This window comes from Myxococcus faecalis (genome assembly GCF_050039385.1).
In the GTDB taxonomy this organism is placed as follows: domain Bacteria; phylum Myxococcota; class Myxococcia; order Myxococcales; family Myxococcaceae; genus Myxococcus; species Myxococcus fulvus.
In genome coordinates this window covers 6,629,662-6,655,494 of record NZ_CP144336.1, presented here as the reverse complement: position 1 = coordinate 6,655,494, position 25,833 = coordinate 6,629,662, and the positions used below count along the sequence as shown (strand labels likewise).

At 71.9% G+C, this 25,833-nt stretch carries 24 protein-coding genes; 16 read left to right on the top strand and 8 right to left on the bottom strand.

The window, feature by feature from the left end:
• Window positions 1-9: 9 nt before the first annotated feature.
• The 6 genes from VZQ01_RS26715 to VZQ01_RS26690 all read left to right on the top strand — a co-directional run bounded on the left by VZQ01_RS26715 (window position 10) and on the right by VZQ01_RS26690 (window position 6,949).
• On the top strand, window positions 10-1,446 hold the full coding sequence (locus tag VZQ01_RS26715; RefSeq protein ID WP_426745039.1) for a M50 family metallopeptidase: 1,437 nt from the start codon (window positions 10-12) through the stop codon (window positions 1,444-1,446).
• 86 nt (window positions 1,447-1,532) lie between these two features.
• Complete coding sequence (locus VZQ01_RS26710; protein WP_426745038.1) at window positions 1,533-2,624, top strand: acyl-CoA desaturase; 1,092 nt, start codon at window positions 1,533-1,535, stop codon at window positions 2,622-2,624.
• A 123-nt stretch (window positions 2,625-2,747) separates the two neighbouring features.
• On the top strand, window positions 2,748-3,311 hold the full coding sequence (locus VZQ01_RS26705; protein ID WP_248542805.1) for an RNA polymerase sigma factor: 564 nt from the start codon (window positions 2,748-2,750) through the stop codon (window positions 3,309-3,311).
• Entirely contained in the window at window positions 3,308-4,126 is an 819-nt protein-coding gene (locus tag VZQ01_RS26700) for a DUF1109 domain-containing protein (RefSeq protein ID WP_426745037.1), read from the top strand. Before VZQ01_RS26705 ends, VZQ01_RS26700 begins: the two co-directional genes overlap by 4 nt.
• A 100-nt stretch (window positions 4,127-4,226) precedes the next feature.
• Window positions 4,227-6,332, top strand: a complete 2,106-nt coding sequence (locus tag VZQ01_RS26695) for a chloride channel protein (RefSeq protein WP_426745036.1) — start codon at window positions 4,227-4,229, stop codon at window positions 6,330-6,332.
• Between the two features lie 107 nt (window positions 6,333-6,439).
• On the top strand, window positions 6,440-6,949 hold the full coding sequence (locus VZQ01_RS26690) for a GNAT family N-acetyltransferase (protein WP_046716146.1): 510 nt from the start codon (window positions 6,440-6,442) through the stop codon (window positions 6,947-6,949).
• Window positions 6,950-6,959: 10 nt separating this feature from the next.
• Here VZQ01_RS26690 and VZQ01_RS26685 read toward each other — a convergent pair whose 3' ends face one another.
• Both VZQ01_RS26685 and VZQ01_RS26680 read right to left on the bottom strand, forming a co-directional pair.
• A complete protein-coding gene (locus tag VZQ01_RS26685; protein WP_408889172.1) occupies window positions 6,960-7,505 on the bottom strand; it encodes a peroxiredoxin in 546 nt (181 codons plus the stop codon).
• Between the two features lie 50 nt (window positions 7,506-7,555).
• A complete protein-coding gene (locus VZQ01_RS26680; RefSeq protein ID WP_223747250.1) occupies window positions 7,556-8,839 on the bottom strand; it encodes an amidohydrolase family protein in 1,284 nt (427 codons plus the stop codon).
• Between the two features lie 788 nt (window positions 8,840-9,627).
• Here VZQ01_RS26680 and VZQ01_RS26675 point away from each other — a divergent pair.
• The 3 genes from VZQ01_RS26675 to VZQ01_RS26665 are packed head-to-tail and all read left to right on the top strand — an operon-like array spanning window position 9,628 to window position 13,616.
• Complete coding sequence (locus tag VZQ01_RS26675; protein WP_267699500.1) at window positions 9,628-11,817, top strand: serine/threonine-protein kinase; 2,190 nt, start codon at window positions 9,628-9,630, stop codon at window positions 11,815-11,817.
• A 10-nt stretch (window positions 11,818-11,827) separates the two neighbouring features.
• The gene (locus tag VZQ01_RS26670; RefSeq protein WP_426745035.1) at window positions 11,828-12,847 is read left to right on the top strand and encodes an extracellular catalytic domain type 1 short-chain-length polyhydroxyalkanoate depolymerase; all 1,020 of its coding nucleotides are present in this window, start codon (window positions 11,828-11,830) and stop codon (window positions 12,845-12,847) included.
• 19 nt (window positions 12,848-12,866) lie between these two features.
• Window positions 12,867-13,616, top strand: a complete 750-nt coding sequence (locus VZQ01_RS26665; RefSeq protein WP_426745034.1) for a carbohydrate deacetylase — start codon at window positions 12,867-12,869, stop codon at window positions 13,614-13,616.
• A gap of 99 nt (window positions 13,617-13,715) precedes the next feature.
• On the opposite strand, the gene VZQ01_RS26660 is transcribed toward VZQ01_RS26665, so the two are convergent.
• Window positions 13,716-15,635 (bottom strand): ATP-binding response regulator, encoded by a 1,920-nt coding sequence (locus VZQ01_RS26660; protein WP_408889168.1) that lies wholly within the window; start codon window positions 15,633-15,635, stop codon window positions 13,716-13,718.
• A gap of 196 nt (window positions 15,636-15,831) precedes the next feature.
• Between VZQ01_RS26660 and queF the strand changes: the two genes are divergently transcribed.
• A complete protein-coding gene (queF, locus tag VZQ01_RS26655) occupies window positions 15,832-16,194 on the top strand; it encodes a preQ(1) synthase (protein ID WP_141325292.1) in 363 nt (120 codons plus the stop codon).
• A 59-nt stretch (window positions 16,195-16,253) separates the two neighbouring features.
• On the opposite strand, the gene VZQ01_RS26650 is transcribed toward queF, so the two are convergent.
• Together VZQ01_RS26650 and VZQ01_RS26645 are read right to left on the bottom strand one after the other, a co-directional pair.
• Complete coding sequence (locus VZQ01_RS26650; protein ID WP_141325293.1) at window positions 16,254-16,448, bottom strand: hypothetical protein; 195 nt, start codon at window positions 16,446-16,448, stop codon at window positions 16,254-16,256.
• 18 nt (window positions 16,449-16,466) lie between these two features.
• Window positions 16,467-17,477: a serine/threonine-protein kinase gene (locus VZQ01_RS26645; RefSeq protein ID WP_426748993.1), complete on the bottom strand. Its 1,011-nt coding sequence runs from the start codon at window positions 17,475-17,477 to the stop codon at window positions 16,467-16,469.
• 182 nt (window positions 17,478-17,659) lie between these two features.
• Between VZQ01_RS26645 and VZQ01_RS26640 the strand changes: the two genes are divergently transcribed.
• From VZQ01_RS26640 to VZQ01_RS26625, 4 genes are all read left to right on the top strand, one after another.
• On the top strand, window positions 17,660-17,866 hold the full coding sequence (locus VZQ01_RS26640) for a hypothetical protein (RefSeq protein ID WP_248542812.1): 207 nt from the start codon (window positions 17,660-17,662) through the stop codon (window positions 17,864-17,866).
• Window positions 17,867-17,930: 64 nt separating this feature from the next.
• A complete protein-coding gene (locus VZQ01_RS26635) occupies window positions 17,931-19,070 on the top strand; it encodes a phospholipase D-like domain-containing protein (protein WP_426745033.1) in 1,140 nt (379 codons plus the stop codon).
• 122 nt (window positions 19,071-19,192) lie between these two features.
• Window positions 19,193-20,716 carry a Ppx/GppA phosphatase family protein gene (locus tag VZQ01_RS26630; protein ID WP_426745032.1) on the top strand — a complete coding sequence of 508 codons (1,524 nt, stop codon included), beginning with the start codon at window positions 19,193-19,195 and terminating at the stop codon, window positions 20,714-20,716.
• Window positions 20,717-20,871: 155 nt separating this feature from the next.
• Window positions 20,872-22,092 (top strand): zinc-dependent alcohol dehydrogenase, encoded by a 1,221-nt coding sequence (locus tag VZQ01_RS26625; protein WP_223747176.1) that lies wholly within the window; start codon window positions 20,872-20,874, stop codon window positions 22,090-22,092.
• Window positions 22,093-22,102: 10 nt separating this feature from the next.
• Here VZQ01_RS26625 and VZQ01_RS26620 read toward each other — a convergent pair whose 3' ends face one another.
• Together VZQ01_RS26620 and VZQ01_RS26615 are read right to left on the bottom strand one after the other, a co-directional pair.
• On the bottom strand, window positions 22,103-23,128 hold the full coding sequence (locus tag VZQ01_RS26620; protein WP_426745031.1) for an S-adenosylmethionine:tRNA ribosyltransferase-isomerase: 1,026 nt from the start codon (window positions 23,126-23,128) through the stop codon (window positions 22,103-22,105).
• The gene (locus VZQ01_RS26615; RefSeq protein WP_426745030.1) at window positions 23,125-23,847 is read right to left on the bottom strand and encodes an SDR family NAD(P)-dependent oxidoreductase; all 723 of its coding nucleotides are present in this window, start codon (window positions 23,845-23,847) and stop codon (window positions 23,125-23,127) included. The genes VZQ01_RS26620 and VZQ01_RS26615 overlap by 4 nt, the downstream gene beginning before the upstream one ends.
• Before the next feature lie 91 nt (window positions 23,848-23,938).
• Between VZQ01_RS26615 and VZQ01_RS26610 the strand changes: the two genes are divergently transcribed.
• On the top strand, window positions 23,939-24,496 hold the full coding sequence (locus VZQ01_RS26610) for a helix-turn-helix domain-containing protein (RefSeq protein ID WP_046718499.1): 558 nt from the start codon (window positions 23,939-23,941) through the stop codon (window positions 24,494-24,496).
• Between the two features lies 1 nt (window position 24,497).
• Here the strand turns inward: VZQ01_RS26610 and VZQ01_RS26605 are convergent, their stop codons facing one another.
• Complete coding sequence (locus tag VZQ01_RS26605; protein WP_426745029.1) at window positions 24,498-25,190, bottom strand: 2OG-Fe(II) oxygenase; 693 nt, start codon at window positions 25,188-25,190, stop codon at window positions 24,498-24,500.
• Between the two features lies 1 nt (window position 25,191).
• Between VZQ01_RS26605 and VZQ01_RS26600 the strand changes: the two genes are divergently transcribed.
• Entirely contained in the window at window positions 25,192-25,809 is a 618-nt protein-coding gene (locus tag VZQ01_RS26600) for a DUF4230 domain-containing protein (protein ID WP_426748992.1), read from the top strand.
• Window positions 25,810-25,833: the final 24 nt, after the last annotated feature.

Genomic DNA, 25,833 nt, shown 5'->3' with positions numbered 1-25,833 from the left:
TCCGTCTCCATGTTCCGCTTTCGTCTCGGGAGCATTCCCGTCGAGGTCCATCCCAGCCACCTGCTGGTCTCCGCCATCATCGCGTACACGTCGATGAGAGCGGCCCAGAACGGCTGGCCCTTCGCCCAGGTCGCGGGGGCTCCCGCGCTGGGGCAGGCCAGCGCGATGGGGGTGTTCGTCCTCTCCTGGATGCTCATCGTCTTCGTGTCCGTGCTGGTCCACGAGCTGGGGCACGCCCTGGCCAGCCGCCTCTTCGGCTATCGGCCGAGCATCGCGCTCGTCTGGTTGGGCGGCCACACCCTGCCCACCGACACCCCCGGCCCCCTTCCTTGGAAGCGGGACGTGGTCATCACCGTGGCGGGCCCGCTGTTCGGGCTGATGCTCGGCGTGGTGTGCCTGGTGGGGTACCTGTTCCTGAGCGGGGGCTCACCCGCGCTGGACTTCTTCCTGCGCACCTTCGCGGGGGCCAACTTCATCTGGGCCATCTTCAACATGCTGCCCGTGCTGCCGCTGGACGGCGGGCGGCTGGTGAACACCCTGTCCACGCGCATCTTCGGGCCGCGCCGGGGCATGGTGGTGTCCCAGGGGCTGGCCCTGCTCGTGTGCGTGGCGGTGGTGGGCTACAGCCTGAGCACCGGCTGGCTCTTCGCCGGCATCTTCTTCGCCATGTACGGCTACCAGGCGTTCCGGATGCTGACCGAGGCGCTGGGCTCCGGTTCCTCGGGCACGCTGAGCAGCGGCGCGCTGGAGAACCCGCTCGCGCAGAAGCTGCGCGAGGGGAAGTTCGCCCTGGACGCGGGGCGGATGGATGACGCGCGGCGGCTGGGGGCGCAGGTGCTGGAGGGCGGCGACGGGCTGACGGCGGAGCTGGCGAGCCACGCCCACCACCTGCTCGGCTGGGTGGCGCTGAAGGAGGGCCAGGGGCGGCAGGCGCTGGACCACTTCTCCCAGGTGCAGGGACTTCAGGTGGAGCCGCACGCGGTGGCGGCGTCCTTCTCCCTGGTGGGGGATGACGCCCGCGCCCTGGATTGGTGGAAGCAGGCCTGGCAGACGTCGTCGGACCGCACGGTGATGCATGAGTATGCCGGGACGTTGATCCGCCTGGGCCGCGCGCCGGAGGCCCTCAAGCTGCCGGGCGTGGAGCCCGCGGCGGCGTACTCCTGCGCCGAGCGCGTGCTGTTCATCCGGGGCGCGTACTCGGAGGCCGCGGCGGTGGGCGAGGCGGCGCTGGAGCACGCGCCGAGCGCGAGCATCGCGTACGACGCCGCGTGTGCCCATGCCCGGGCGCGCAACGTCACGGACGCGATGCGCATGCTGCGGCGCGCCAGCGAGCTGGGCTTCCGGGACGCGGCGTATGCGGCGTCCGACTCGGACCTGACGGCACTGCACGGCCAGCCCGCTTTCGAGGAGTGGTTGACGGAGCTGAAGCAATCCGTCGCCTCCTGACAGAGGCATGACAGGAGGGGGTGTTGATGCGGGATGAGGCTGCGCACCTTCGGGTCCGCCGCCTTCCTTCCGCTCACGAGGCTCCCTTGCAGACATCCTCTCCTGCCGCGGCTCCCGTGGACGACGAGCGACTGAACTGGCTGTCGTCCATCCCGTTCTTCGGCGTCCACGTCATGTGCCTCTTCGCCTTCGTCGTGGGGGCGAAGCCGGTGGACCTGGCGGTGTGTGTGGGGCTGTACATCGTCCGCATGTGGGGAATCACGGCGGGCTACCACCGCTACTTCTCCCACCGGGCCTTCAAGACGGGGCGCGTCTTCCAGTTCATCCTGGCGCTGGTGGGCAGCACGTCCACGCAGAAGGGTGTCCTCTGGTGGGCGGCCAACCACCGCCACCACCACCGGTACTCGGACCAGGGGGAGGACATCCACTCGCCCGTGCAGAAGGGCTTCTGGTTCAGCCACGTGGGTTGGATTCTCTGCGACAAGTACGGCAAGACGCGCATGGAGGGCATCAAGGACTTCGCGCGCTTCCCGGAGCTGGTGTGGCTCAACCGCTTCCACCTGGTGCCGTCGATTGCGCTGGCCGTGGCGCTCTACTTCATCGGCGGGTTCTCCATGCTGGTGTGGGGCTACTTCGTGAGCACCACCCTCTTGTGGCACGGGACGTTCACCATCAACTCCCTGAGCCACATCTTCGGCAAGCGCCGGTACAAGACGACGGACACCAGCCGGAACAACTGGCTGCTCGCGCTCGTCACCCTGGGCGAGGGCTGGCACAACAACCACCACTACCACCAGAACACGGCCAACCAGGGCTGGTTCTGGTGGGAGGTGGACCTCAGCTACTACTCGCTGAAGGTGCTCTCCTGGTTCAAGGTGGTGGAGGGCCTGCGGCTGCCGTCCGAGGCGACGAAGTACTCGTACCTCAAGTACACGGCCGAGGAGCGCGCCGAGCTGGCCGCGCCGACGAGCTTCTTCGGCGCGGGTGGGGCTCGCGCGCAGCTGGTCGCCGCGAAGTCCGCCGCGGAGGCGCAGCTGGTCGCCGCGAGGTCCGCGGCGGAGGCCCAGCTCCTCGCCGCGAAGACGGCCGCCGAGGGCAAGGTGCGCGAGGCGCTGGCCGCCGCCGCGGACCACCTGCCCTCCTCCGCACCCACACCCGAGCCGCTGCTCAAGCCGTGAGCGGCAGCCCGGCGGCGCGCCTTGCTTCCGGGTCCACCGTGACGGGATAGAGTGCGCCGGTCCGTGGCTCCGCCTCCGCCGATGAAACCCGCCTCAGCGCCCGCGCGTACCGCAGAGGACCCGGTGCGCGCCTGTGTCGCCGCCGACCCCGACGAGGTGCTGATGGCGCGGTTCTGCGAGGGACATCCCCCGGCGTTCGACGCGCTCTTCCAGCGCCACGCGGGGCCGGTGCGCGGCTACCTCACCCGCCTGACGGGCAGCGAGGCCACGGCCGAGGACCTGGTGCAGCACACCTTCATGTCCCTGGTGCGCTCGCGAGGGCGCTTCCAGCCGGGCTCGCGCTTCAAGCCGTGGCTGTACGCCATCGCCACCAACGCCGCGCGGGACTTCCAGCGCCGGGGACGCCGGCCCGAGGAGCTGACGCCCGAGGGCGAGCTGCCCGTCGTCGCCGACGAGCGCACCGGCCCGCGCGACGTGGGCCTGGAGCGGGCCGTGCGGCAGGCGCTGGACCAGCTCCCCGAAGGACAGCGCATCCCCATCCTGCTGCACCGCTTCGAGGGGATGGGCTTCGCCGAAATCGCCGACACCCTGGGCCTCACCGAGAGCGCGGTGAAGGTGCGGGCCCACCGGGGCTATGCGCGGCTGCGCGAGCTGCTCACGGCCCTGCGCACGGAGACGATGGAATGACGCCGGAGTGTTCTCGGGTGATGGACCGCCTGGGCGAGGTGCTGCCCCCGGAGCTGGAGTCCCACGTGGCGACCTGCGCGGACTGCCGGGCGATGACGGGGGGCTTCGACCTGATGGGGGCGCCTGGCAAGCTTTCCCACCCCCTCGCGCGAGAGGTGCTGGCGCCGTCCACCGAGCGGCTCGCGAGCGAGGGCGCGTCCCTGGATGCGGCCCACAGCTTCGCGTACGAGGCGCTGGCCCGGCGGCCCCGGGCCCGGCCCTGGTGGCACGAGCTGCTGCTGCTCCTGGGGGTGCACGGCGCCATCGCGATGACGGCGTTGGCCGTGCTGGCCCACGGGGCCTGGGTGGCGAACCGGGCCGACGTGCCCGTCATCGTGGGCGTGGGGCTGCTGCTCACCGCGCTCCTGTCCTCCGGGGCCTATGTCGCCCTGGCGCCTCATCGCAGGACGGTGCCCTGGGGCGGCGTCATCGCGGTGATGCTCTCGGTGGGCGCCACCGTGGTGCTGTCGGGCTCCGGGGTGCGGACGGCTCCGCTCATGGCGGGCATCCTCGGCTGCGCGGGCACCGAGCTGGCGGTGACCGCCGTGCCGCTCGCCTTCACGCTGGTGCTGCTGTGTCGCTCCGCGTACCACCCGGTGCGCGCGCTCGCCGCCGGACTGTCGGCCGGAGGTGTCAGCCTGCTGGTGCTCCACCTGCACTGCGCCGACGGGACGACGCCTCACCTGCTCGCCGGGCACGTGGTCCCCTGGCTGGCGCTCGGGGGCATCACCCTGTTGCTGCGCGCCCTGCTGCCCACCCGCAGCCACGCGCCCTAGGCCGCCTGCTCCTCCCTCGCTCGGAGCCGTGCCCAGGTTCCGACAGGCCCTTCACGAACGTTGAAGCATCCGCGTTCGCGATGGGTTAGTGGGAGGACCAATGAATACCGATGAACCTCCGCCCGGGACGTCCTCCCAGCGCGCGTTGTGGGCGCGGGCGCGAGCACACCTGAGCCGTCTGATTCACGCGACCTTGCAGGCCTCCAACCGCCTGCGCCTGCCCGGCCCGTCGGTGCTGCCGGTGGCGGGCGCGGTGGTGGGCCTCTACAGCGGACTGGCCGCTGGAATCTTCGCCAACCTCATCGGCCTGGTGACGGGCCTGACGTTCGGCACGGCGGAGCTGGCGCACACGCTGCGCCGCAGCCAGCTCTTGACGCTGTGGGAGGCGTTCGCCTCCGCGCGGTGGCATCCGGAGTACGCCATCGTCGGAGCGCCGCTGGCGCTGGGCGGGCTGCTGCTCGCGCGGGTCATCGAGCCGGGGGGCCCTCGCGACGAGGTGAAGCGACGGCTGCGGCTGCTCGCCCTGCTGACGCTGGGCGCGCTGTCGCTCTACTACCCGCTGGTGGCGCTGGCCGCGCTCAACAGCGTCTTCGGCCACTCGCACTCGCTGGCGGACGCGATTCCGCACCTGCCCTGGTGGCTGATGCTGCTGGCGCCCACGCTGGGCGGCATGGCGGTGGGGCGGCTGCTGCGCGACAGGCCGGAGACACATGGCCACGGCGTGCCCGAGGTGGTGCGCGCGGTGAAGAGCGGCGCCAACGTGGTGCCGGCGGACCGGGGCCTGTTGAAGCTGGTGGCGTCCGCCATCACCATCGGCTCGGGTGGCTCGGCCGGACGCGAGGGGCCCATCGTGTACGGCGGCGCGGCGTTCGCCTCCAGCGTGGGGCGCGTCCTGGGCTTCAGCCGGCGGGAGCTGTCCATCCTGCTGGCCTGCGGCGCGGGCGCGGGCATCTCCGCGTCCTTCAACGCGCCCATCGCCGGCGCGGTGTTCGCGATGGAGATCATCCTCCGCGAGTTCGAGCTGCGCGTCTTCTCCCCCATCATCCTGGCCAGCGTGGCGGGCACCCTGGTGAGCCAGGGCGTGCTGGGCGAGGCGCCCATGCTGCGGCAGGTGCCATACGAGCTGGTGAGCGGCTCGGAGGTGCTGGCGTACGCGGCGCTGGGCATCGGCTGTGGCCTGTTGGCCTTCGCCTTCGTGCGGCTCCTGCACGGGGTGGAGCACTTCTTCCATGGACGGATGCCGGGCACCCTGTCGCCGTGGCTGGGCCGCAAGTCGCTGCCGTTCCGCGCGGGCCTGGGCGGGCTGTGCGCGGGCTTGCTCGCGTTCATCAGCCCCACGGTGTGGGGCAGCGGGCACGACTACATCAACCTGGCGGCGGTGGGGAAGCTGCCCTTCTTCTTCCTCGTGACGGCGTGCCTGCTCAAGCTCGTGGCCACCGCGGTCACCATCGGCTCGGGCGGCTCGGGCGGCACCTTCTTCCCGGCGGCCGTCATCGGCGCCATGGCGGGCGGGGCCTTCGGCACGCTGGTGCACTACTTCTTCCCGGCCAGCACCGGCCCCAGCGGGGCGTACGCGCTGGTGGGCATGGGCGGCGCGGTGGCGGCGCTCAACCGCGGCCCGCTCACCGGGATGATGATGCTGTACGAGCTGAGCGGAAACCACGACATCATCCTCCCGCTGATGGTGACGTGCACCATCGCCTCCGCGCTGTGCCACTACCTCATCGAGCGCAAGGCGGCGAAGGTCCTGAGCGACGCGGACCTCTTGGAGAGCACCCACGTGCAGACGCTGATGGAGCACGTGGCCCCCGTGCCCGCGGGGCTGCCGGTGCGTCCGCTGGCGGACCTGCTGCTCACGTCCGAGACGGGCGCGCTGCCGGTGTTGGACACGGCGGGCGAGGTGTACGGCATCGTCCAGGTGGAGCAGCTGCGCGAGGTGTGGCGCGACGAGTCCGTCTACCCGCTGCTGGTGGCCAGTGACTTGTCGCGCAAGCTGCCGGTGCTCACGCCGGAGACGGACCTGGCGCAAGCGCTGCGGCTGATGGACCAGGAGGACGTGGACGCGCTGCCCGTCGCGGCGCCCACGGGCATCGCCACCCGGGGGCTGCTCACCCGCGCGGCGGTGCGTCGCTTCCTCTTCGCCCAGCACGCCCGGCACCACGCGCGCGGTGACGCGCCCGTCGGCGCGTCCGAAGTCACGCACTGACGCTGGCCCCGAGCCGGGGGTCAGTGTCACCCCACGAAAGAGCCCGCGTGGCGAGGGTGGTCGCCACGCGGGGGATGGGACATGCTGCGCCCCTTCCGGAGGCGTCCTTGGAGCTACGCCGCGCGACCCCAGCCGAGCATCCGCTGCTGCGCAACCTGTACCCGCTCTATCTGCACGACTTGAGCGAGTTCGGGGTCGGCTACCGCCTGGACGAGCAGGGCCACTGGGCACCCAACTACCTGCCGACGTGGCTGGCGCCGTCGTCGGAGGTCCACCCGCTGCTCCTGCGCTGGGAGGGCCGCACGGTGGGCTTCGCCTTCGTGGCCCAGGCGCCCTTCCCGTACATGACGCCGGGGCGCGACTTCCGGATGAGCGAGTTCTTCATCCTGCGCGGCGAGCGGGGCTACGGCCTGGGCCGGCGCGCCGCCGTCGCCGTGTTCGAGCGCTTCCGCGGGCTGTGGGAGGTGTCCCAGCTGCCCGCCAACCACGCGGCCACGTCCTTCTGGCGCAAGGTCATCCGCGAGTACACGCAGGGGCGGTTCGAGGACACCTTCGTGGACGACTCGCCCGCGCAGATGTTCGACAACCGCGAGCTGCCGCCGCGCTCCGGACGCTGAAGCGCGGGCGCTACGGCTTGGGCTTCGCCTCGGGCGCCGGCGTGGCGGGAGCGGGCTCCTTCGCGGCGGGCTGGGCCTGGGAGCAGGAGGTGATGGCGCCCGACGGGTCGATGGCGTCGCCACCCGCGTCCACCTTGAGCACCTTGCGCCCCTCGCCCACGACGAAGGTGTAGCGCTTGGACACCGTCACCAGGGGCATCTTCACGTCGTAGGACTCGACGACCTTGCCCTGCGGGTCGGGGATGAAGGGGAACGGCGCCGCGAGCTCCGCCTTGAAGCGCTTGAGCGTCTCCGCGTCATCCGTGCTGAAGGCGAGCACGCGCCCCTGCAGCTTCTCGATTTCGGCGTGCCGGGCGGTGAAGGCCTTGAGCTGCTTGGTGCACCCGCCCGTGAAGGCCTTGGGGAAGAAGGCGACGATGACGGGGCCCTGCTTCACCATCTCCGACAGGATGTAGACCTTGCCGTCGGTGTCCTTCACCGTGAAGTCCGGGGCGGTGTCCCCCACGGCGGGGATGGCGGCGCTGAGCAGGCCTGCGAGCAGTATGGGAGCGAGCATGCCTCGGATAAGAGCGGACCCGTCACTCCCGGGCAAGCGACCCCGAGGGCCTACGTCGTCTCACCCATCCGGGCCCACACCGCCGCCGCGGCCTCGCGCGCCTGCTCCGCCACCACCGAGGGGTTCACCGACAAGGGCCGGCGCGCCCACATGCGCCACACCCCGTCCACCATCACCGCCTCCACGTGGCGGCTGCCCAGGCCGAACACCACGTGCCACGCCAGGTTCTCCGCCGTCAGCGGCGTGGCGGGCAGGTAGTCGAGCACCAGCAGGTCCGCGAGCGCGCCCTCGCGCATGGAGCCCATGGGCACGCCGAAGTGCGCGGACGCCAGCCGGTGGCCGTTGGCCAGGTAGCGCAGCACGTCGATGACCTGCCCCGCCTCGCGCGAGCGCAGGTACGCCGCCTGGGCCTCCGCGAAGAGGTCCGCGGACACGCCATCCGCGCCCAGCGTGGCGCGCGCGCCGAACTTCAGCGCCGGCGCATAGCCCACCTCCAGGCCCTGGTTGGCGCGCGGCGTGTGCACCATCCACGCGCCCGTCGCAATCACCTGCGCCAGGTCCGCCCACGCCAGGTGCCCCACGTGCGCCAGCTGGCTGCGCGGCGACAACAGCCCCGCGGCCAGGAGCCGGGGCACCGGCGAGTCACCGTGTCGCTCGTTGGACAGTCGCTCGTCGAGCGGGTCCTCGGCCAGGGGGAGGTGCAGGCCGGTGTTGGCGGTCTTCACAGCCTCGGTCAGTCCCTGGAGCGCGTCGGGGCCCAGCGTGAAGCAGGGGCCCGCGCCCACCTGTCCGCGGAAGCGACCCTGCGCCTTCTGCGCGAAGCCCACCGTCTCCTCCAGGCCCTCCTCGCGGCCCACCGCGCCGTTGCGGTCCGACACGGCGTAGGCGAGCACGCCACGCACGCCGACCTCGTGGAGTCCGCGCGCCAGGCGCACCAGCGAGCCGGAGACCGCGCTCGGGGAGGAGTGGAGGTTGACCACCGTGGTGGTGCCGCACTGGAGCGCCTCCAGGCCGCCCGCGCAGGCGGCGACCTGGACGGCGTCCAGGTCCAGCGCGTCCTCGTAGGGCCAGAGCACCTTCTCCAGGCTGTCCTGGTACGTCTCCATCGCCTTGCGCGGCATGCCCCGTCCGAGCACGGCGTGCAGCCGGTGGTGCGCGCTCACCAGGCCCGGGAAGACGAGCTTGCCGGAGAGGGCCACCACCTCGTCGTCCGGCTGGGGCGCCAGGTCCGGCCCTCGCGCGACGATGCGCTCACCCTCGATGCGCAGGTCCACGCGCTCCACCACCGCGGGCTCCAACTCGACGACGTAACCACCCTTGAGGACGGTTCCCAACATCCCTCCGAACGAAGAACGAAGCGCGGCAGCGGGCCCGGACGTTAGCACTCTCACTCCCTCATCGCGCGAGCGAGCAGATGGGGCGCCCACACCCCGCGTAAGGCACACCGCACCACCCGCGACGTCGGACGTGGTGGCCCTCACCGAGTCGAGGGCACGGGGTCCGGCACACCCAGGCGCACACCACGATGTGGGAGTGGTGATGGAGGCGCGTCGCACGAACACACCAGGGCACATGGTTCGCGCCGCCGGGCATCGCGCCCTCCAGGCTTGGTCGAGCTTCGTCCTGACGAGACGGGGCCCCCTGTCGAGCGTCGCATCGCCCACCTCGTTCGAGCCTCACCCACCCATCGGCGCTCCGGTGGCGAGCCCCCAAGTGATGAGCGCTTCTCGGCGGGGCATGCCTCTCCGACGAGGTGGGCCCCCGCGGAGCGCCTCCTCCGACAGCGAGCTCCGCCCAGGCCCTGCGGGCCAGCCTCGCCCGGAAGAACGAGCGTTCCCATGCGACGAGGCGGGGCCCTGGACTGGCACGTGTCGGCAGATCGCCGCCCAGGCGCTCACGAGGCCCGAGCCCAGGTCACCGATGGACACCGTGCCGACGCGCACGAACGTCGTGGAGAGGACGTGTCCCGCGCGGCCCTCGCCACGTGGAAACCCCGTGCTCCCACGCAGGCCGTGAGGACGGGAGCGCCGGGCGAGCGGGCCCGGACGAGACCGAGCGGGCATGCCCCCTCGAACTTCTGAGGGGGCACGAAGACAGGCTCTCCACATAGACTGGCGCCATCTTGGAGTCGGGTCCGAACACCTATTGGGTCGGTCGCTACCGTCTGTCCGCGCGCATCGCGACGGGCGGCATGGCGGAGGTCTACCTGGGGCGGCGCTTCGAGGATGATGGCCAGCGCGGGCCCGCCGTCGCGGTGAAGCGGCTGATGCCCCACCTCGCCTCGGACCGGCGTGTGGTGCAGATGTTCCTCAACGAGGCGCGCATCACCGCGCAGGTGCGCCACCCCAACGTCGTCGCCATCCTCGAATTGGGCATGGAGGGCACCGAGCCCTTCATCGCGATGGAGCTGCTCGAGGGACGCTCGTTCGCGGAGCTGCGCCAGGAGGCCGCCGAGCGCGGCCAGCGCGTTCCCCTGGGCATCACCCTGCGCGTGCTCGTGGAGGCCTGCCGCGGCCTGGACGCCGCGCACCGGGCCGTGGACGAGGCGGGCCGGCCCCTGCGCATCGTCCACCGCGACTTCACGCCGGACAACATCCACGTCGGCGTCAACGGCGCGGTGAAGGTCATCGACTTCGGCATCGCCAAGGCGGACGCGCTCGGCGCGGGCACCGAGCCCGGCGTGCTCAAGGGCAAGTTCTTCTACATGTCGCCGGAGATGATTTCCGGCAAGCCCGTGGACCACCGCGCGGACCTCTTCGCCGCGGGCGTCATGTTGTACGAGCAGCTGTGTGGCCGCAGGCCCTTCACCGGCATGACGGCCGAGGAGGTCCTGGGCCGCATCGCCGAGGGCCGCGTCCGTCCGCCCACCGGCTTCGACCCGTCCGTCCCCGGCGCGCTGGAGCTGGTGTGCCTCACCGCGCTCCAGAGGGACCCGGCCGCGCGCTTCGACAGCCTCGAGTCCTTCATCGACGCCATCGAGGCCATCGGCGGCCCCGCCGAGGTCGCCTCCGCGGAGGAGGTCGCCGCCTACGTCGACACCCTCTTCCCGCCGGAGAAGGACCCCAAGCGCCAGGCCCTCCGACGCGCGCGCATGGCGGACCCGTCCCACGGAGGCACGCCGCCGGGCCCGCGCCGCTACGAGCCCCACGTGGCCCCCCACGCCGCCATGACGGTGCCCACCGGCTGGCCCGTGCTGCCGGACGTGGGCGCCACGGTCCACGACGAGACCTTCCCCGAGCCCGCGCGCACGGCGACCGTCGAGCCCGTCGCTCCGCAGGTCGTGAAGCCCGCGCGCGTCCCCTCTCCGACGGACTCGACGCCGCCCACGCGCGGCACGCCTTCCGGCATCGGCGAGGGCGGACCCTCGCGCCGTGGGGGCTCGCGCGTGGCGGCCATCCTGGCCGGGGCGCTCGGGCTGGCGGCGCTCGGGGGCGGAGGTGTCTGGTACCTGAAGCGCGCGGAGGCGGCGCCCCAGGAGCGGCTGGCGAAGGCGACGGCCGCGGACACGGCGGCCGAGAAGAAGGCGCTGCTCTCCGGGCTGGGCACCGACGTGCGCGCCACGGCAGAGGAGCTGGCCCAGGCGGGCGCGCTGCTCGTCGACGCGGGGGCCTTCCCCGAGGTGGCCGAGCTGGCGGAGTCCTTCACCACGCGCTTTCCCAAGGAGCTGGAGGCGCACCTGCTCGCGGCCCGCGCGGCGACGGAGCTCAACCGCGGCAAGCGGGCCGAGCGCGCGTTGGATGAGGCGCTCGCGCTGGCGCCCAAGGATTTGCGCCCCGCGCTGATGCTGGCGGACCTGCGCGAGCGACAGGGCGACCTGCCGGGCGCGGTGGCGGCGCTGGCGAAGGCGTACGTGCTGAAGCCGGGCTCGCCGAAGGTGGCGCCCCGCTTCGGGCGGATGCTGTCGCAGAGCGGACGGCTGGACGAGGCGGCCTCGGTGCTGTCGGCCTGGACCCGCGAGCGGGACGACGCGGTCAGCCTGGCGGAGCTGGGCTTCGTGCGCTTCCGGCAGGAGCGCGTGGACGAGGCCGCGGCGCTGCTCAGGCGCGCGCTGCGCAAGGACGGCCGGCTGGCCGTGGCGCACTACTACCTGGGGGCCGTCCTCTTCCGACAGGGCGACAGCGCGGGGGCCGAGCGCGCCTATCGGGAGGCGGACAAGCTGGCGCCGGAGGACCCTCGGGCCCTGGCCGCGCGTTGTCAGCTCCACGCTCACGGTGGCAACGCGGTGGCGGTGGCCGAGGTGAAGCGTACGCTGGAGGAACGATTCCCCGACCGCGCGACGCGGCTCGCGGCGGAGTGCCAGGCGGGGAATTAGCTTCCCCTCCATGCACCGCGGCCCCTTCCCGGCACTGCTCCTCCTGACGGCTCTCGGCTGTTCCTCGTCACCCGACACCCGGCCGGAGCCCCAGGCGCCGCCGGACGCGGGCACGCCCGTGGCGGAGCCCCAGGTGCCGGACCGCGCGTCCTGCCAGGGACTGTCCGCGGGCCCGGGTACCCACGACTGGACAGTGACCCACGACGGACGGGAGCGCGCCTACCGGGTGCACGTGCCCCCGGGTTACGACGCCACCCGCCCCACGCCCACCGTGGTCGCCTTCCACGGCTATGGCTCCCACCCCGAGCAGCTGGAGCGGCAGACGGGGCTGTCCACGCTCGCCGACACCGAGGGCTTCCTCGTCGTGTACCCGCGCGGGCTCAGCGCCCAGGAGCTCAACGGCGGCCCTCCTCCTCCCCCGCAGGACAACACCCGGGGATGGAATGGGGGCGCGTGCTGCGGCTCGTCCCAGCTATCCCAGGTGGACGACGTGGGCTTCGTGGACGCGATGATGGCGGACCTGGACACGCACGTGTGCGTGGACCCCCGGCGCACGTTCGCCACGGGCTTCTCCAACGGGGGCTTCTTCTCGTACCGGCTGGCCTGTGAGCGCGCGGGGAGGTTCGCCGCCGTCGCGCCCGTGTCCGGCATGGCGCCCTCGAGCGGGTGCTCGCCGTCCCGGCCCGTGCCGGTGCTGCACATCCACGGCACGGAGGACACCGTCATCCTCTACGAGGGGGGCAGCAACATCCCCTTCGGTCGCCCCTACCCCTCCGCGCGGGACTCGGTGCGCGGATGGGCGGAGCGCAACGGCTGCGGTGGGCCGGAGGAGCAGACGTATCAGCGGGGCAACAGCACCTGCGTGGCGTTCACCGGATGTGCTCCGGAGAGCGCCACCGCGTCGCTGTGCACCGTGCAGGGTGGCAACCACACCTGGCCCGGCAGTCCGGTGAGCTCGGGCAACCCCACGCGCGACCTGGACGCCTCGCTCGAGGCCTGGCGCTTCTTCCAGGGCCGGCCGCGCCCCTGACGCACAGGAGACTTCTTCCGTGAGCACACGCACGCTCGTCATCAACGCCGACGACCTGGGGCACGACCCCGCCATCACCCGAGGCATCCTCAAGGCCATGCGAGAGGGGGTCGTCTCCTCGGCCTCCCTCATGGTGAACACGCCCTACTCCGAGGCCGCGGCCCAGGAGTCGGGGGGCCTGTCACTGGGGCTGCACCTGGACCTGGCCCGGGGCCAGCCGCTGTGGAGCGAGTTCCCCCGCGAGTCATTGGGTGCCCAGGGGCAGTTCACCGAGGGCCGCGCCGCCGGGCTGTCCGCGGAGGTGGTGGAGGCGGAGACCCGCGCCCAGCTGGAGCGCTTCACCCAGCTCACCGGACGCGCGCCGAAGCACATCGACGTGCACCGGCACCTGCACCTGCACGCCAATGTGCTGGAGGGCGTGGCCAAGGCCGCCAGGGACGCGAAGGTGCCGGTGCGCGCGCTCGACTCCATCATGCGCCACGCGCTGAAGAAGCTGGGCGTGCCCACGAACACGCACTTCGTGGGGGACACGAGCGATGACCCGTACTGGACGCTGGAGCGGCTGGAGGCGGAGCTGGTGGCGCTGCCCTCCGAGGGCGTCATCGAGCTGATGTGCCACCCGGGCTACCGCCCCGAGAAGGTGAAGAGCAGCTACGCCGCGCAGCGCGAGGTGGAGCTGGCCACGTTCGTGGACCCCAAGGCGAAGGAGGCCCTGTCGCGGCTGGGGCTCACGCCGGTGGACTTCGGCGTGCTCGCTCCCGCGAACTGAGGCCTTGCGGGGGCGGCCCCCTCGCCACTCGAGCGCTGGGGCCGCGAGATAGAGCTCCGGCGCGCGGGTGCCGCGAGGCCACGCGGCCCCTCAGCGGGCTCAGGCCCGGGTCAGCAGGCCCACCTGGGCCACTTCCTCGACGACGTGGGGCGCGGTCGCCGTCCTGCGCCGCTCCTGCGTCAGCACGTTGCGCACGCGCGCCACCAGCTCGTCCGCGACGTACGGCCGCGTGCACAGGGACGTCTCCTCCTGCGCCCACCACGGCCGGGCATCCCCGGCCAGCAGAATCGGCACCGGACGCGCGCGCGGCAGCGTGGCGAACGTCTCCAGGAACACCCCCGCCTGTCCATGCGTCGCGGAGGTGGACAGCACGATGAGGTCCACCGGCAGGTGCGTGGCCCGCCGGAGCGCCTCCGCCCCGTCCCTCGCCGTGAGCACCTCGAAGCCCTCCGCGCACAGCACGCGCTCGGCCATCGCCTCCTGCGCCGAGTCCTCGTCCAGGAGCAACACCCGCCGGGGCAACATCTTCACCTCGTGCGCCGGCATGCGCGGCAGGCTCACGGTGAAGGTGCTCCCATGCCCCTCGGCGCTCGCCAGCGTCAGCGAGCCCCCGTGCAGCCTCGCGATGGAGTGGCTGATGAACAGCCCCAGCCCCAGGCCCCCGAAGTTGCGGTGCGACACGTTGCGCGCCCGGTAGAAGCGCTGGAACACCTGCGACTGGTCCGCGCCCGGAATCCCGATGCCGTGGTCCTGCACGTGGATGCGCGACTCGCTCGCCAGCTTCTCCACCCGCACCACAATCGGCTCCCCGGGCGGGCTGTACTTGTGCGCGTTCTCCAGCAGGTTCACCAACACCTGCTCCAGCCTGTCCCTGTCGCCTCGCACCCACACCCGCTCGCGAGGCACCTCCACGGCGAACGGGCGCTCGAAGGCCGCGCGGAAGTGGTCCACCACCTCCGCCACCAGCTGCCCCAGCTCCAGCGGGGCCAAATCCAGGGCCAGCCGACCCGCGTCCAGCCTCGACGCGTCCAAGAGGTCGTCCACCAAGCCCACCAGCCGCTCGACCTGGCGCTTGGACTTCAGCACCGTGGACAGCTCCAGCGGCTGCCCCAGCGTGAGCCTGCGCTCCATCGTGTACAGGCCCAGCTTCAGCGGCGTGAGCGGCGTCTTCAGCTCGTGGCTCGCGATGGACATGAACTCCTCGCGCACCTGGAGCGCCGCCTTCGCCTCCCTCAGGAGCCGCGCGTTCTCCACCGCCACCGCGAGCTGGTTGGCCGCCGCCGTCCACAGCTCCAGCTCCCGCGCGGAGAAGGACGTGCCCTGCTCCTTGTAGAGCAGCAGGAGCCCCACCGTCCGACGCGGCGCGCACAGCGGCACCGCCGCGAAGATGGAGCCCAAGGAGTCCCCGTACCCGCGCTGGATGCCCAGCTGCGCCTGGCGCAGGGTCAGCGCCTGGTGGAACGGGTCCTCCGACGGGTCGAACGAGTCCTCCGGCGACTCCGTCCCCGCCAGGTCCGACACCGCCGAGCGGCGCAGCTCCGTGCCGTCCTCCTCGCAGAGGTACACCTCCGCGCGGCGCACCTGGGCACACCTCACCAGCGCCACCACCGCGGCCGCGCAGACGCTGTCCACCTCCAGCGACTCGCCCACGGCGCGGGCAATCTCGCGCACCGCCAGCGAAAAGGCCCCGTCGTCATCCACGCCGGAGGGCTCCACCACCAGCCAGGCGCCGGGCACCTCCTCCTCGCGGCCCGGCTTCACCTGCACGCGCACCTGGTGCAGCTCCCGGGTGATGACGTGGCCGGTGTGGGCGCGGCCCTCGCGCACGGCCAGCTCGATGGCCTCCAGGCTCCGGCCCTGCTCCAGCGCGGACAGGAGGCTGTGGCCGGGACTCAGCGCCAGGCCCGTCTTGCGGGCGAAGCTCGCCTCACACCACTGGACGCACAGGTCGGGACCGACGCGCACCAGGGCCTGGGGGAGACACGAGAAGGCTTCTTCGACGTCAGGGGGAAGCGTCATGTGCTCGGGAAGGTGGCGGGGGCCTTCCCGGGATTATGAACCCCGCGGCGAAGGCGCAACCGAGGGCCCCCCCGCTTTCCCCGCTGGTGGACGGGTGCCGCGTTGAGGGCTCGACAGAACCCCCGGCGGGCCTCCCGAAAGGCCCCACTCCACGTCGTGGATGACACGTAGCGATGGTGTGCTAGACGACAGCGCCATGCCTTCGCAGCCGACCAAGGACCTCCAGACCTTCCCCAACCCGGCGCCCGAGCGCGACTACGAAATCGCGTTCGACGTCCCGGAGTTCACCTGCCTCTGCCCGCTCACGGGGCAGCCGGACTTCGCCCGGTTCAAGATCACGTACGTCCCCGACCAGAGCTGCATCGAGCTCAAGAGCCTGAAGCTCTACATGTGGGCGTACCGCAACGAGGGCGCCTTCCACGAGAAGGTCACCAACACCATCGCCGAGGACATCATCAAGGCCATCCAGCCGCGCAAGCTGACGGTGGTCGGTGACTGGTTCGTGCGCGGTGGCATCGGCACCATCGTCACCGTGACGCACGAGAAGAAGAAGGCTTGAGGCGCACCGTGCGGGGTGGACGGTCGCCATGAGGCGCCGTCCCTCCGGACGCGTGGGGCCTACTCCACCTTGTCGAAGATGGCGTCGGCCTTCTTGTTGAGGTCCGTCTCCACGCGATCAGCGGCCTTGTGCACGTTCTCCAGGCGCCGCGCGGCGGCGGCCTCGGGGTCCGTCCTGGCCGGCCGCTGCAGGACGTACCACGCGGCGGCGACGAGGACTCCAAAGCCCAGCACGAAGGTGACGATGCGTCCCATGACTGCCTCCTGTCCTCGTCAGCGCGTGAGCTGCTGGACGAGCGGCGCCCACTGCGCCTGGGTGAAGTAGAGCCCGGTGCCCGCGGCGGACGCCAGCGCCAGCGCGGCCAGCGCCCACTTGAGCTTGCCGCCGGAGCGCGAGCGCGAGGTGTCGAAGACCTCCGCCGCCGCGTCCAGCTCCTGGGGCCGCAAGAGCTGCTGCGCCTCCGTCTCGGTGAGCTTCTGGCGGTGGCGCAGGAAGGCGACGAGCAGCCCCGCGTGCGACACCTGGACCTCCTGGGCGAGGAACACGTCCAGCTCGCGGCGCATGGCGGCGGCGTCCGGGAAGCGGTCCTCGGGCTTCACCTCCATGGCGCGCTGGATGATGCGCACCAGGGGCGTGGGCACGTTGGGGGCCACCTTGTTCAGCGGCGTGTACTTGCCGTCGCGGATGCGCGCGAAGACCTCGCCCGCCGTCTTGCCGTGGAAGGGCCGGGCGCCGGAGAGGGCTTCGTAGAGCAGCACGCCCAACGAGAAGATGTCGGTGCGGCCATCCAGCGGCGCGCCCGTCACCTGCTCCGGGGACATGTACGACGGGGTGCCCACGGCCATGCCCGCCTGGGTGAGGGCCTCCAGGCCCACGTCCTTGGCGATGCCGAAGTCCATCAGCTTCACGTCACCGGACTTGGTGAGCATGACGTTGGCGGGCTTCAGGTCGCGGTGGATGATGTGCCGGAAGTGCGCGTGGTCCAGCGCGCTGGCGATGCGCGCGGCGATGACGCCCGTGACGTCCGGGGGCAGCGGCCCTTCCTTGATGAGCGTGTGCAGGGTGGGCCCGTCCACCAGCTCCATCACCATGAACAGGCTGTCGTTCTTCTCCACCAGGTCGTAGAGCGTGACGATGTTCTGGTGGCGGAAGGCGGCCAGCGCGAGCGACTCCCGACGGAAGCGGGACAAGGTCTCGCGGTCTCGCTTGCCCTCGGGCAGCAATTCCTTGATGGCCACCTCGCGCTGAATCATCTCGTGGAGGCCGCGATACACGACGGCCATCCCACCTCGGCCCAGCTCTCCGAGCACTCGATACGCGCCAATCTTGCGATGACGCACGCTTCTTTCCGCGGCAGGCACGTGCGAAGGGTACAGAAGTGGACGCGCACCGTCGATGTCTCACGTGGCCGCTTCGACACCCGCCGGGTCCGAGACCACAGGCCCCCGCATTCCCCCTCGACACCATGACACTGCGTCTGCTCGCCCCCCTCCTCGCCCTCTGCATGTTCGGCGGCTGCATCGTCCACCGGGACGTGCACCACGACCACCGTCCGTCCAAGTCGAAGAAGTCCAAGCGCAACAGCAAGCAATGCCACCCGAGCCAGTACTGGGACGGCGACGAGTGCCGTCACAAGGGGAAGGGCAAGGGAGCACGCAAGCACGACGGGTGAAGTCCCCTGGCTCCACCCGGGGCCCGTCCCCCTGGGCCCGGGAGAGTTGTAGGGTGGCCAGGTGATGCGTCCCGAAGCCGCCGTCCGCCCGTCGCCCGTCCCCGCCCCCGTCCCCGGAGCGCTCGCTCCGGAGCGGGAGGATGAGCGGTGCACGCTGCTGGACGGCGGGACGGAGGCGTACCCCCGGATGCTGGAGGCCATCTCCTTCGCCCGGCACCGCATCCACCTGGAGGTCTACACCTTCGAGCGCGAGGGCGTGGGCGCGCTCTTCGTGGACGCGCTCGTCGCCGCGGCGAAGCGGGGCGTGTCGGTGAAGGTGGTGGTGGACGGCTGGGGCAGCATCGGCAACAGCACGTACCTCACCCAGACGCTGCGGGCCGCGGGCGCGAAGGTGCGGGTGTACAACCCGCTCACGTCGCTGTGCCTGGGGCGCTCGTGGCGCAACCACCGCAAGATATTGCTCGTCGACGACACGGTGGCGTTCCTGGGTGGCATCAACATCGGGGATGCGTATGCGGCGAAGGGGGACGTGCCCGGGTGGGCGGACCTGGCGGTGGAGCTGCGAGGCGACATCTGCCGGCAGCTCGGCGAGAAGCTCACGGCGGGCGCGGCGGCGCTGTCGTCCGGGGCGGTGCGCCTGTTCCTGTCCGGCTTCGCGGGAGGCCACCGGCTGAGGAAGCGCTACCTGTCCGCCATCGACGGCGCGAAGCACGAGGTGCTGCTCGCCCACGCGTACTTCCTGCCCGACGCGGCCTTCGTGCGGGCGCTGACGCGCGCGGCGCGCCGGGGCGTGCGGGTGTCGCTGCTGCTCGCGGGCCGCAGCGACGTCATCTTCGCCAGGGCCGCCACCATGCGGCTGTACGGCACCTTCCTGCGCGCGGGCGTGAGCATCCACGAGTGGACCGCGTCCACGCTGCACGCCAAGGCGGCGGTGGTGGATGGGCAGACGCTGCTCGTGGGCAGCTTCAACCTGGACCCGCTCTCGCTCGTGAATCTGGAGACGCTGGTGGAGGCCGAGGAGCCCGGCGTGGCGGCGCAGGCGGCGCTGTGGCTGGAGAAGCACGTGGCGATGTCCCGGCACGTGCTGCTCGACCAATGCGGCCGCTCGGGGCTGCAGCGGTGGCTGCTGGACGTCGTGGGCCTGGCGGTGGCGCGCTTCGCGGAGCGCTTCGCCAGCTTCATCGGCCGGCGTCGCAAGCGCTGAAGCCCCCTGGCGTCACGTGGACGTCACACGGGCAGTGGGGAGCGCTCCGCCGAGTGGCCGCTCCCGTCGATGACGTGCTGCGCGGGGCGTCCGGGGGCTCTACACTGCGCTGACGCCCGACCATGCCAAGACGCCACCCCCTCCAGCCCGTACTCGCCGCCATCGACGTGGGGACGAACGCCGTCCGCTTGGAGCTCGCCCGGCCGGATGCCGACGGGGCGCTCGAGACGCTGCACCAGGAGCGAGACCCCATCCGTCCCGGTGAGGGCGTCTTCGCCACGGGCACCATGCCGGAGGCCACCGCCCAGCGGCTGCTCTCCACGCTGCGCCGGTACTCAGCGCTGTGCCGCCGTCACAAGGCGCAGGTGCGCGCGGTGGCCACCAGCGCCCTGCGCGAGGCGCGCAACGCCCCGGACATCGTCCGCCGCGTGCGCGAGGAGTCGGGCCTCAACCTGGAGGTCGTCAGCGGCAAGGAGGAGGCGCGCCTCATCTGCCTGGGGGTGCTGCACCGCAAGCCGCCGGGCACCCGCTCGCTGCTCATCGACATCGGCGGGGGCAGCACCGAGGTGGCCACCGCCGTGGGCGAGCGGCCCGACAACCTGTGGAGCCTGGGGCTGGGCTCGGTGCGGCTCACGGAGGTGTTCGACGCGTCGCGCACGGTGACGACGAAGCAGCTGCGGCTGATGCGCGGCTTCGTGTCGGAGGTGCTGGGCAAGACGCTGCCGCCCAAGCTGCCGCACCTGCCCCGGGTGGCGCTCGGCTCGTCGGGCACCATCAACGCCGTGGTGTCCTTCGCCTCGGCGGAGAACAGCGGCAACGCCACCGTGCGCCAGCTCACGCAGACGGTGGAGGCGCTGGCGCAGATGCCGGTGGAGCGGCGCAGGAAGCGCTTCGACCCCAAGCGCGCGGACATCATCGTCTCCGGCGCCGTCATCCTCGAGGGCGTGGCGAAGTACCTGGGCGTGGAGTCGGTCAGCGTCGTCAACCGAGGCCTGCGCGACGGCATCCTGGTGGACCTGCTCTACCGCCAGGAGGCGCACCACCCACCGGACGACCACAGCCTGTCCGACGCGGCCATCGCCATGGGCCAGCGCTTCTTCTTCGACGAGAAGCACGCCAAGCAGGTGACGCGGCTGGCGCTGCGGCTCTTCGATGACCTGGCCGCCCTGCACCAGCTGCCGCTGTCGGTGCGCCCGTATCTGGAGACGGCCGCGCTGCTGCACGACATCGGCCACGCGGTGAACTACGAGCGGCACCACAAGCACACGTACTACCTCATCCGGCACGCGGACATCCCGGGCCTGTCGGACCGCGAGCGGGAGCTGGTGGCCCGCGTGGCGCGCTACCACCGCAGGAGCCCTCCGGAGCTGGCGCACTCGGGCATGGCGGGGCTGACGCCCACCGAGGCCCGCACCGTGCGCAAGCTCGCCACCCTGCTGCGCGTGGCCAACTCGCTGGACCACAGCCACCACCAGCCCATCAAGGACTTCCGCGCCACCAACGGCCGTGACGGCGTGGCGCTGCACCTGCACGCGCGTCAGCCGGTGGACCTGGAGCTGTGGAACGCCGAGCGCGAGGTGGTGCCCTTCCGCCGCGTCTTCGGCCGCAAGCTCACCTTCCACGTGCACCACACCGCGGGGCGCTGACGCACGGCCCCCCGGCTGCTGGCCGGAAGAGGAGGCTGTGCCCGCTTTGCCCCCATCCGGACGGATGCCCACGCTGCAAGGCGTGTGGGTCCGTCCGCGGGCGGGCCCTTTCGTCTTTCCAGACACGGGCCCCCGGCAGGGGAAGGAGCAGTCCGATGAAGGCCATCGTATTCCATGGGATTGGGGACATCCGGCTCGACGACGTGGAGGAGCCCCGGCTGGAGAAGCCCACGGACGCCATCGTCAAGCTGTCGGCGAGCGCCATCTGTGGCACGGACCTGCACATGATTCGCGGGACGATGCCGGGGATGAAGCCGGGCACCATCCTGGGCCACGAGGGCGTGGGCTACATCGAGGCGCTCGGCGACGACGTGCGCAACTTCAACGTGGGCGACCGCGTGGTCATCCCGTCCACCATCGCCTGCGGCAACTGCGTGTACTGCCGCGCGGGCTACCATTCGCAGTGCAACGACGCGAACCCCAACGGCGCCGCCGCGGGCACGGCCTTCTTCGGAGGCCCCGCGCCGACGGGCCCCTTCCACGGCATGCAGGCGGAGAAGGTGCGCGTGCCCTTCGCCAACGCGGGGCTGGTGCGGATTCCGGACGGCGTCACCGACGAGCAGGCCATCCTCGTCTCCGACATCTTCCCGACGGGCTACTTCGGCGCGGAGCTGGCGGAGATCAAACCGGGCGACACCGTGGCGGTGTTCGGCTGCGGCCCGGTGGGGTTGTTCGCCATCGTCAGCGCGAAGCTCCTCGGCGCCGGCCGCGTCTTCGCCATCGACTGCCACGAGGACCGGCTGGAGCTGGCGCGGGCCCAGGGCGCGGAGGTCATCAACTTCGATGAAGAGGAGCCGGTGGCGACGCTCTTGCGCCTGACGAACGGCATCGGCGTGGACCGGGCCATCGACGCGGTGGGCGTGGACGCGGTGCACGCGCACGCGGGCCCTGCGGCGAAGGAGGCCCACGCGCAGAAGGCGGAGCACAAGCGCGAGGTGAAGGAGGCTGCGCCCAAGACGAACCCGGACGGCGACAACTGGGTGCCCGGCGACGCGCCCGCGCAGGTGCTGCAATGGGCGGTGGAGGGCCTGGCCAAGGCGGGCACGCTGTCCATCATCGGCGTCTACCCGCAGCAGGTGCGCACGTTCCCCATCGGCGCGGCGATGAACAAGAACCTCACCCTGCGCATGGGCAACTGCAACCACCGCAAGTACATCCCCCGGCTGCTGGAGCTGGTGCGCACCGGCGAGGTGGACCCCACGGCCATCCTCTCGCACGTGGAGCCCATGGCCAGCGCGCTGGACGCCTACCGCAACTTCGACCTGCGCAAGCCCGGCTGGGTGAAGGTGGAGCTGGAGCCCTCGCAGCTCCAGTGAGCCTTGGCCCTCATGAATCCAGGATGAGGCACGAGTCCCCGAACTCGTGCCCCAGGTAGCCCTTCGCCTCCGCGTGCGCGGCCACGTCTCCGAGCAGGGACAGTGGGGCGAAGGCCTGGAGCAGCGCGTGGTGGCTGGTGCCCGGCTCGTGCATGCCGGTGAGCAGGCCGTCCACCACGCGCGGCACGAAGCCCGGCCCGAGGAGGAGGTCCGTCACCGACTCCCCCGCCACGAGCCTTCCGCCATTCATCGCCGCCCTGCCCTCCAGCGCGCGCACCACCGTGGTGCCCACCGCGACGACGCGTCCTCCCTCCGCGCGCGTGGCCTCCACCTGGGCCACGGTGACGGCGGGGATGTCCGAGCGCTCGGGCCGGGGCAGCGCCGCGTCCAGCACCGCGTCTCCGGTGGAGGACAGGCCCGCCGCGTGGGTGAGGGACGCGAGCCGCACGCCGCGACGGCGCAAGGCGAGCAGCAGGTTCCAGGTGAGGGGCAGTCCCGCCGAGGGCGCCTCCACGGCCCAGGGCCTGGCGCCGTAGCCCGTCTGCACGTGCCACAGGGACAGGGGCGCCAGGGTGTGCGCGTACTGCACGGGGCGGCCGCCCTGGTAGAGCGCGGACCAGAGGTCGGCGCCGTCGTCCTCGAAGGCCACGCGCAACAGGCACGGCGAGGGCGGCAGCACCTCCACCACCCGCGCGGAAAGGCCCACGACGGTGAAGCGCGCCCCGGCTTCGAGCACGGGCGGCGAGGGGCGGTCCTCGGTGCGCTTGCGCCAATCCCCCGCGCCGAAGAGCACGGCGAGCCACGTGCCGTCCGGTTCGTGCGACAGCAGGCGCAGCTCGATGCGCTCCGCGGCCGCCGTGCGCCCCTGCAGCGAGGCGGGGAACGTGGCCGCGTCGTTCACCACCAGCAGGTCCTTCTCGCGCAGGAGGGAGGGCAGCTCCCTCAGGTGGGCGTCCTGGAAGCGGCGCGCTCGGGGCTCCACGTGCAACAGCCGCCCTTCCTCCGGATGCTCTCCAGGCCAACGCGCGGGCTTCATGCGGCCTCCAGGCGCGAGGCCTCCAGCCGGGAGCCACTGGGCGGAAGCGGGCGCTCCACCAGCGCCACGATGCGAGCGGCCACGTCCTCGGGCCGGGCGAGCGTGGAGCGGTCCGCGTCCGGTATCGCGTCGGCGTGCATGCGCGTGTCCATCTCGCCCGGGTCCACGCTGAGGAAGTGCACCCCTGTGCCCTCCAGTTCCGCGGCCCAGATGCGGCCCAGGTGCTCCAGCGCGCTCTTGGACACGCTGTAGGCGCCCCAGCGCGGATAGGACGCCACCGCCGCGTCGGAGGTGATGGTCACCACCAGCCCGCCCCCGCGCACCACCATGTTGCCCACCACCGCCTTGGAGAGCCGGAAGGGTCCCACCAGGTTGACCTCGAGCACGCGCTGCAGGTCCTCGCACGCGGTGTCGAGCAGCAGCGGCAGCGGCGTGGGCCCCAGGGTGCTCGCGTTGTGCACCAGCACGTCCACGGGCCCCACCAGCGACGCGGCCACGCCGACCAGCCGGTAGATGGACTCCTTGTCGCCCACGTCGTAGGTGAGCCCGTGCGCCTCCAGGCCCTCGGCGCGCAGGGACTCGGCCACGGCCTCCATCGGTTGCGCGTGCCGGGCCACGCCCACCACCCGCGCGCCCCGACGCGCGAAGTGGCCCATCAGGGCCTTGCCCAGCCCCTGGCTCGCGCCCGTCACCAGGACTGCCTTTCCCTTCAAGTCCATTCGGATGTCCTCCTTGCCGGGAGGGATAGCCGGGGGGCGTTGATGAAATGGCGTCCACGCCAATCCTTTGGCAGATTGCCATCCCATGCCCCTGGAAGAAGAGGACCTGCCGAGCCGGCTCGCCCGCAACATCCGGACGCTGCGCGAGACGCGAGGCGCCACGCAGGCCCAGCTGTCGAAGCTTGCCGGAGTGCCCCGGGCCACGTGGGCGAATCTGGAGTCGGGGACGTCCAACCCCACCTTGTCCGTGCTGCACCGCGTGGCCTCCGCGCTCCAGGTGTCCCTGGAGGAGCTGGTGGCGAAGCCTCGGGCCAGCGCTCGGCACTACCCGCGTGACAGCCTGACGACGCGGGTGCGGGGCGCGGGGCAGCTTCGCAAGCTGCTGCCGGACCCGCTGCCGGGCATGGAGTTCGACCGGGTGGAGCTGCCCTCGGGCGTGCGAATCACGGGCGTGCCCCACACGCCGGGCACCCGGGAGTACCTGGCCTGTGAGTCGGGCGAGCTGGTGCTGGTGGCCAGCGGCGAGCGCTTCCTGCTCAAGCCCGGGGACGTGGTCGTCTTCCGGGGAGACCAGAAGCACTCGTACGAGAACCCGGGCACACGCACGGCGGTGGGCTACTCCGTCGTGCTGCTCGCGCCGCCGTTGTGAGTCAGCCCGCGTCGCGACCGTAGAACCAGGCGGTGAGCGCCAGGCGGTGGGCGTGGGTGGGTAGCACCTCGTGCTCGATGCGCTCGCTCAGGAAGACGACCAGGGTGTCGAGCCTCGGCGGCACGTCCACGGGGGATTCTCCCTCGGGGTGCAGGCGGAGCAGGCCTCCGTGCTCGGCGCGCCAGTCCGGGTTGGCGTACCAGATGGCCGTGGCCCTGCGGTTGGACTTGCCGGGGAAGGCGTCGAAGTGGCGTGAGTAGTGCGCTCCGCCGCCGGGATAGCAGGCGAGCTGGAGGTCGAAGCGTCCCAGGCCCAGGTACGCGCCCGCCGAGAGCGCCTGGCCGAGCTGCTCGAACTGTCGCCAGAGGGCGCCGAGCGCCGTGTCGGGCTCAGGCGTCACCCAGCCGATGAGGTCTCCCCTCACGCGGGTGTCGAGCGTCCGGTCCGCGCCTCTCCGGATGCCCGCGGCATGAAGTACTCCGGATTCCGCCCTCGCCAGCGCTTCTGCCCGCGCCGCGAGGGCTGCTTCATCCCCGAGGAAAGCCGGGCGCGTGAAATACCCCCGCGCGCCCAGCGCCTCCACTTCCTGGACCGACAACTCCACACGTGCTCCTTCCAGCAGCGTGCCGACTCCACCTGGGCGCACCGTGCCCCAGACGCGGGCGGCGCGGAAGGGGATAAACTCGGGGGCCATGATGACGCACCTCACGCGAATCCTCGCCGTCCTGCTGGGCATCGCGGCCGGAGCCCTGGGGGCCGGCTGGCTGCTCAGGCCTCGCGTCCCCGCCCCGCCGGACACCGCGTCCGTGGTGAGCCAGATGCGCGAGGTGGCGCGACTGGAGACGCTGGAGGTCGCGCTCTACAAGAAGGTGACCTTCACGCCCGAGCCGCAGGTGACGGATGCCTTGTGGAAGGACGTGATGAACTGGGCGCGGCACGCCATCCAGAATCCGCACGGCCGCGCCATCGTGTTCGCGGATGCGTACCTGGGATTCGACTTCCAGCGGTTCGGTCCGTCGAACCTGCACGTGGCGGGGACGAAGGTGTACGTGGTGATGCCGCCCATCGACGTGCGCGTGGCGCTGCGCCCCGGGGAGACGGAGGTCATCGACTCCAACCTGGACAGCGAGCAGACGGCGCAGCTGCTGGAGAAGGCGCGGCTCGCGTTCGAGCAGGAGGTTCGCGCGGACACGCGGCTCCAGCAGCGGGCGCGTGACTCCGCCGAGCGGGCCCTGCGCGCGCTGCTCGTCACCGTGGGCTACCGCGAGGTGTTGTTCGTGGAGCGGTTGCCGATGTCCGCCACCGCGGGGTGAGGCTGGCACTTCGCCCCACCCACG

Bases quoted from the DNA above. Each gene is read 5' to 3' on its own strand.
- VZQ01_RS26715 (WP_426745039.1), top strand. From the start codon at position 10: ATGTTCCGCTTTCGTCTCGGGAGCATTCCCGTCGAGGTCCATCCCAGC.
- VZQ01_RS26700 (WP_426745037.1), top strand. From the start codon at position 3,308: ATGACGCCGGAGTGTTCTCGGGTGATGGACCGCCTGGGCGAGGTGCTG.
- VZQ01_RS26695 (WP_426745036.1), top strand. From the start codon at position 4,227: ATGAATACCGATGAACCTCCGCCCGGGACGTCCTCCCAGCGCGCGTTG.
- VZQ01_RS26685 (WP_408889172.1), bottom strand. From the start codon at position 7,505: ATGCTCGCTCCCATACTGCTCGCAGGCCTGCTCAGCGCCGCCATCCCC.
- VZQ01_RS26670 (WP_426745035.1), top strand. From the start codon at position 11,828: ATGCACCGCGGCCCCTTCCCGGCACTGCTCCTCCTGACGGCTCTCGGC.
- VZQ01_RS26660 (WP_408889168.1), bottom strand. From the start codon at position 15,635: ATGACGCTTCCCCCTGACGTCGAAGAAGCCTTCTCGTGTCTCCCCCAG.
- queF (WP_141325292.1), top strand. From the start codon at position 15,832: ATGCCTTCGCAGCCGACCAAGGACCTCCAGACCTTCCCCAACCCGGCG.
- VZQ01_RS26650 (WP_141325293.1), bottom strand. From the start codon at position 16,448: ATGGGACGCATCGTCACCTTCGTGCTGGGCTTTGGAGTCCTCGTCGCC.
- VZQ01_RS26645 (WP_426748993.1), bottom strand. From the start codon at position 17,477: ATGGCCGTCGTGTATCGCGGCCTCCACGAGATGATTCAGCGCGAGGTG.
- VZQ01_RS26640 (WP_248542812.1), top strand. From the start codon at position 17,660: ATGACACTGCGTCTGCTCGCCCCCCTCCTCGCCCTCTGCATGTTCGGC.
- VZQ01_RS26635 (WP_426745033.1), top strand. From the start codon at position 17,931: ATGCGTCCCGAAGCCGCCGTCCGCCCGTCGCCCGTCCCCGCCCCCGTC.
- VZQ01_RS26630 (WP_426745032.1), top strand. From the start codon at position 19,193: ATGCCAAGACGCCACCCCCTCCAGCCCGTACTCGCCGCCATCGACGTG.
- VZQ01_RS26625 (WP_223747176.1), top strand. From the start codon at position 20,872: ATGAAGGCCATCGTATTCCATGGGATTGGGGACATCCGGCTCGACGAC.
- VZQ01_RS26620 (WP_426745031.1), bottom strand. From the start codon at position 23,128: ATGAAGCCCGCGCGTTGGCCTGGAGAGCATCCGGAGGAAGGGCGGCTG.
- VZQ01_RS26615 (WP_426745030.1), bottom strand. From the start codon at position 23,847: ATGGACTTGAAGGGAAAGGCAGTCCTGGTGACGGGCGCGAGCCAGGGG.
- VZQ01_RS26605 (WP_426745029.1), bottom strand. From the start codon at position 25,190: ATGGCCCCCGAGTTTATCCCCTTCCGCGCCGCCCGCGTCTGGGGCACG.
- VZQ01_RS26600 (WP_426748992.1), top strand. From the start codon at position 25,192: ATGACGCACCTCACGCGAATCCTCGCCGTCCTGCTGGGCATCGCGGCC.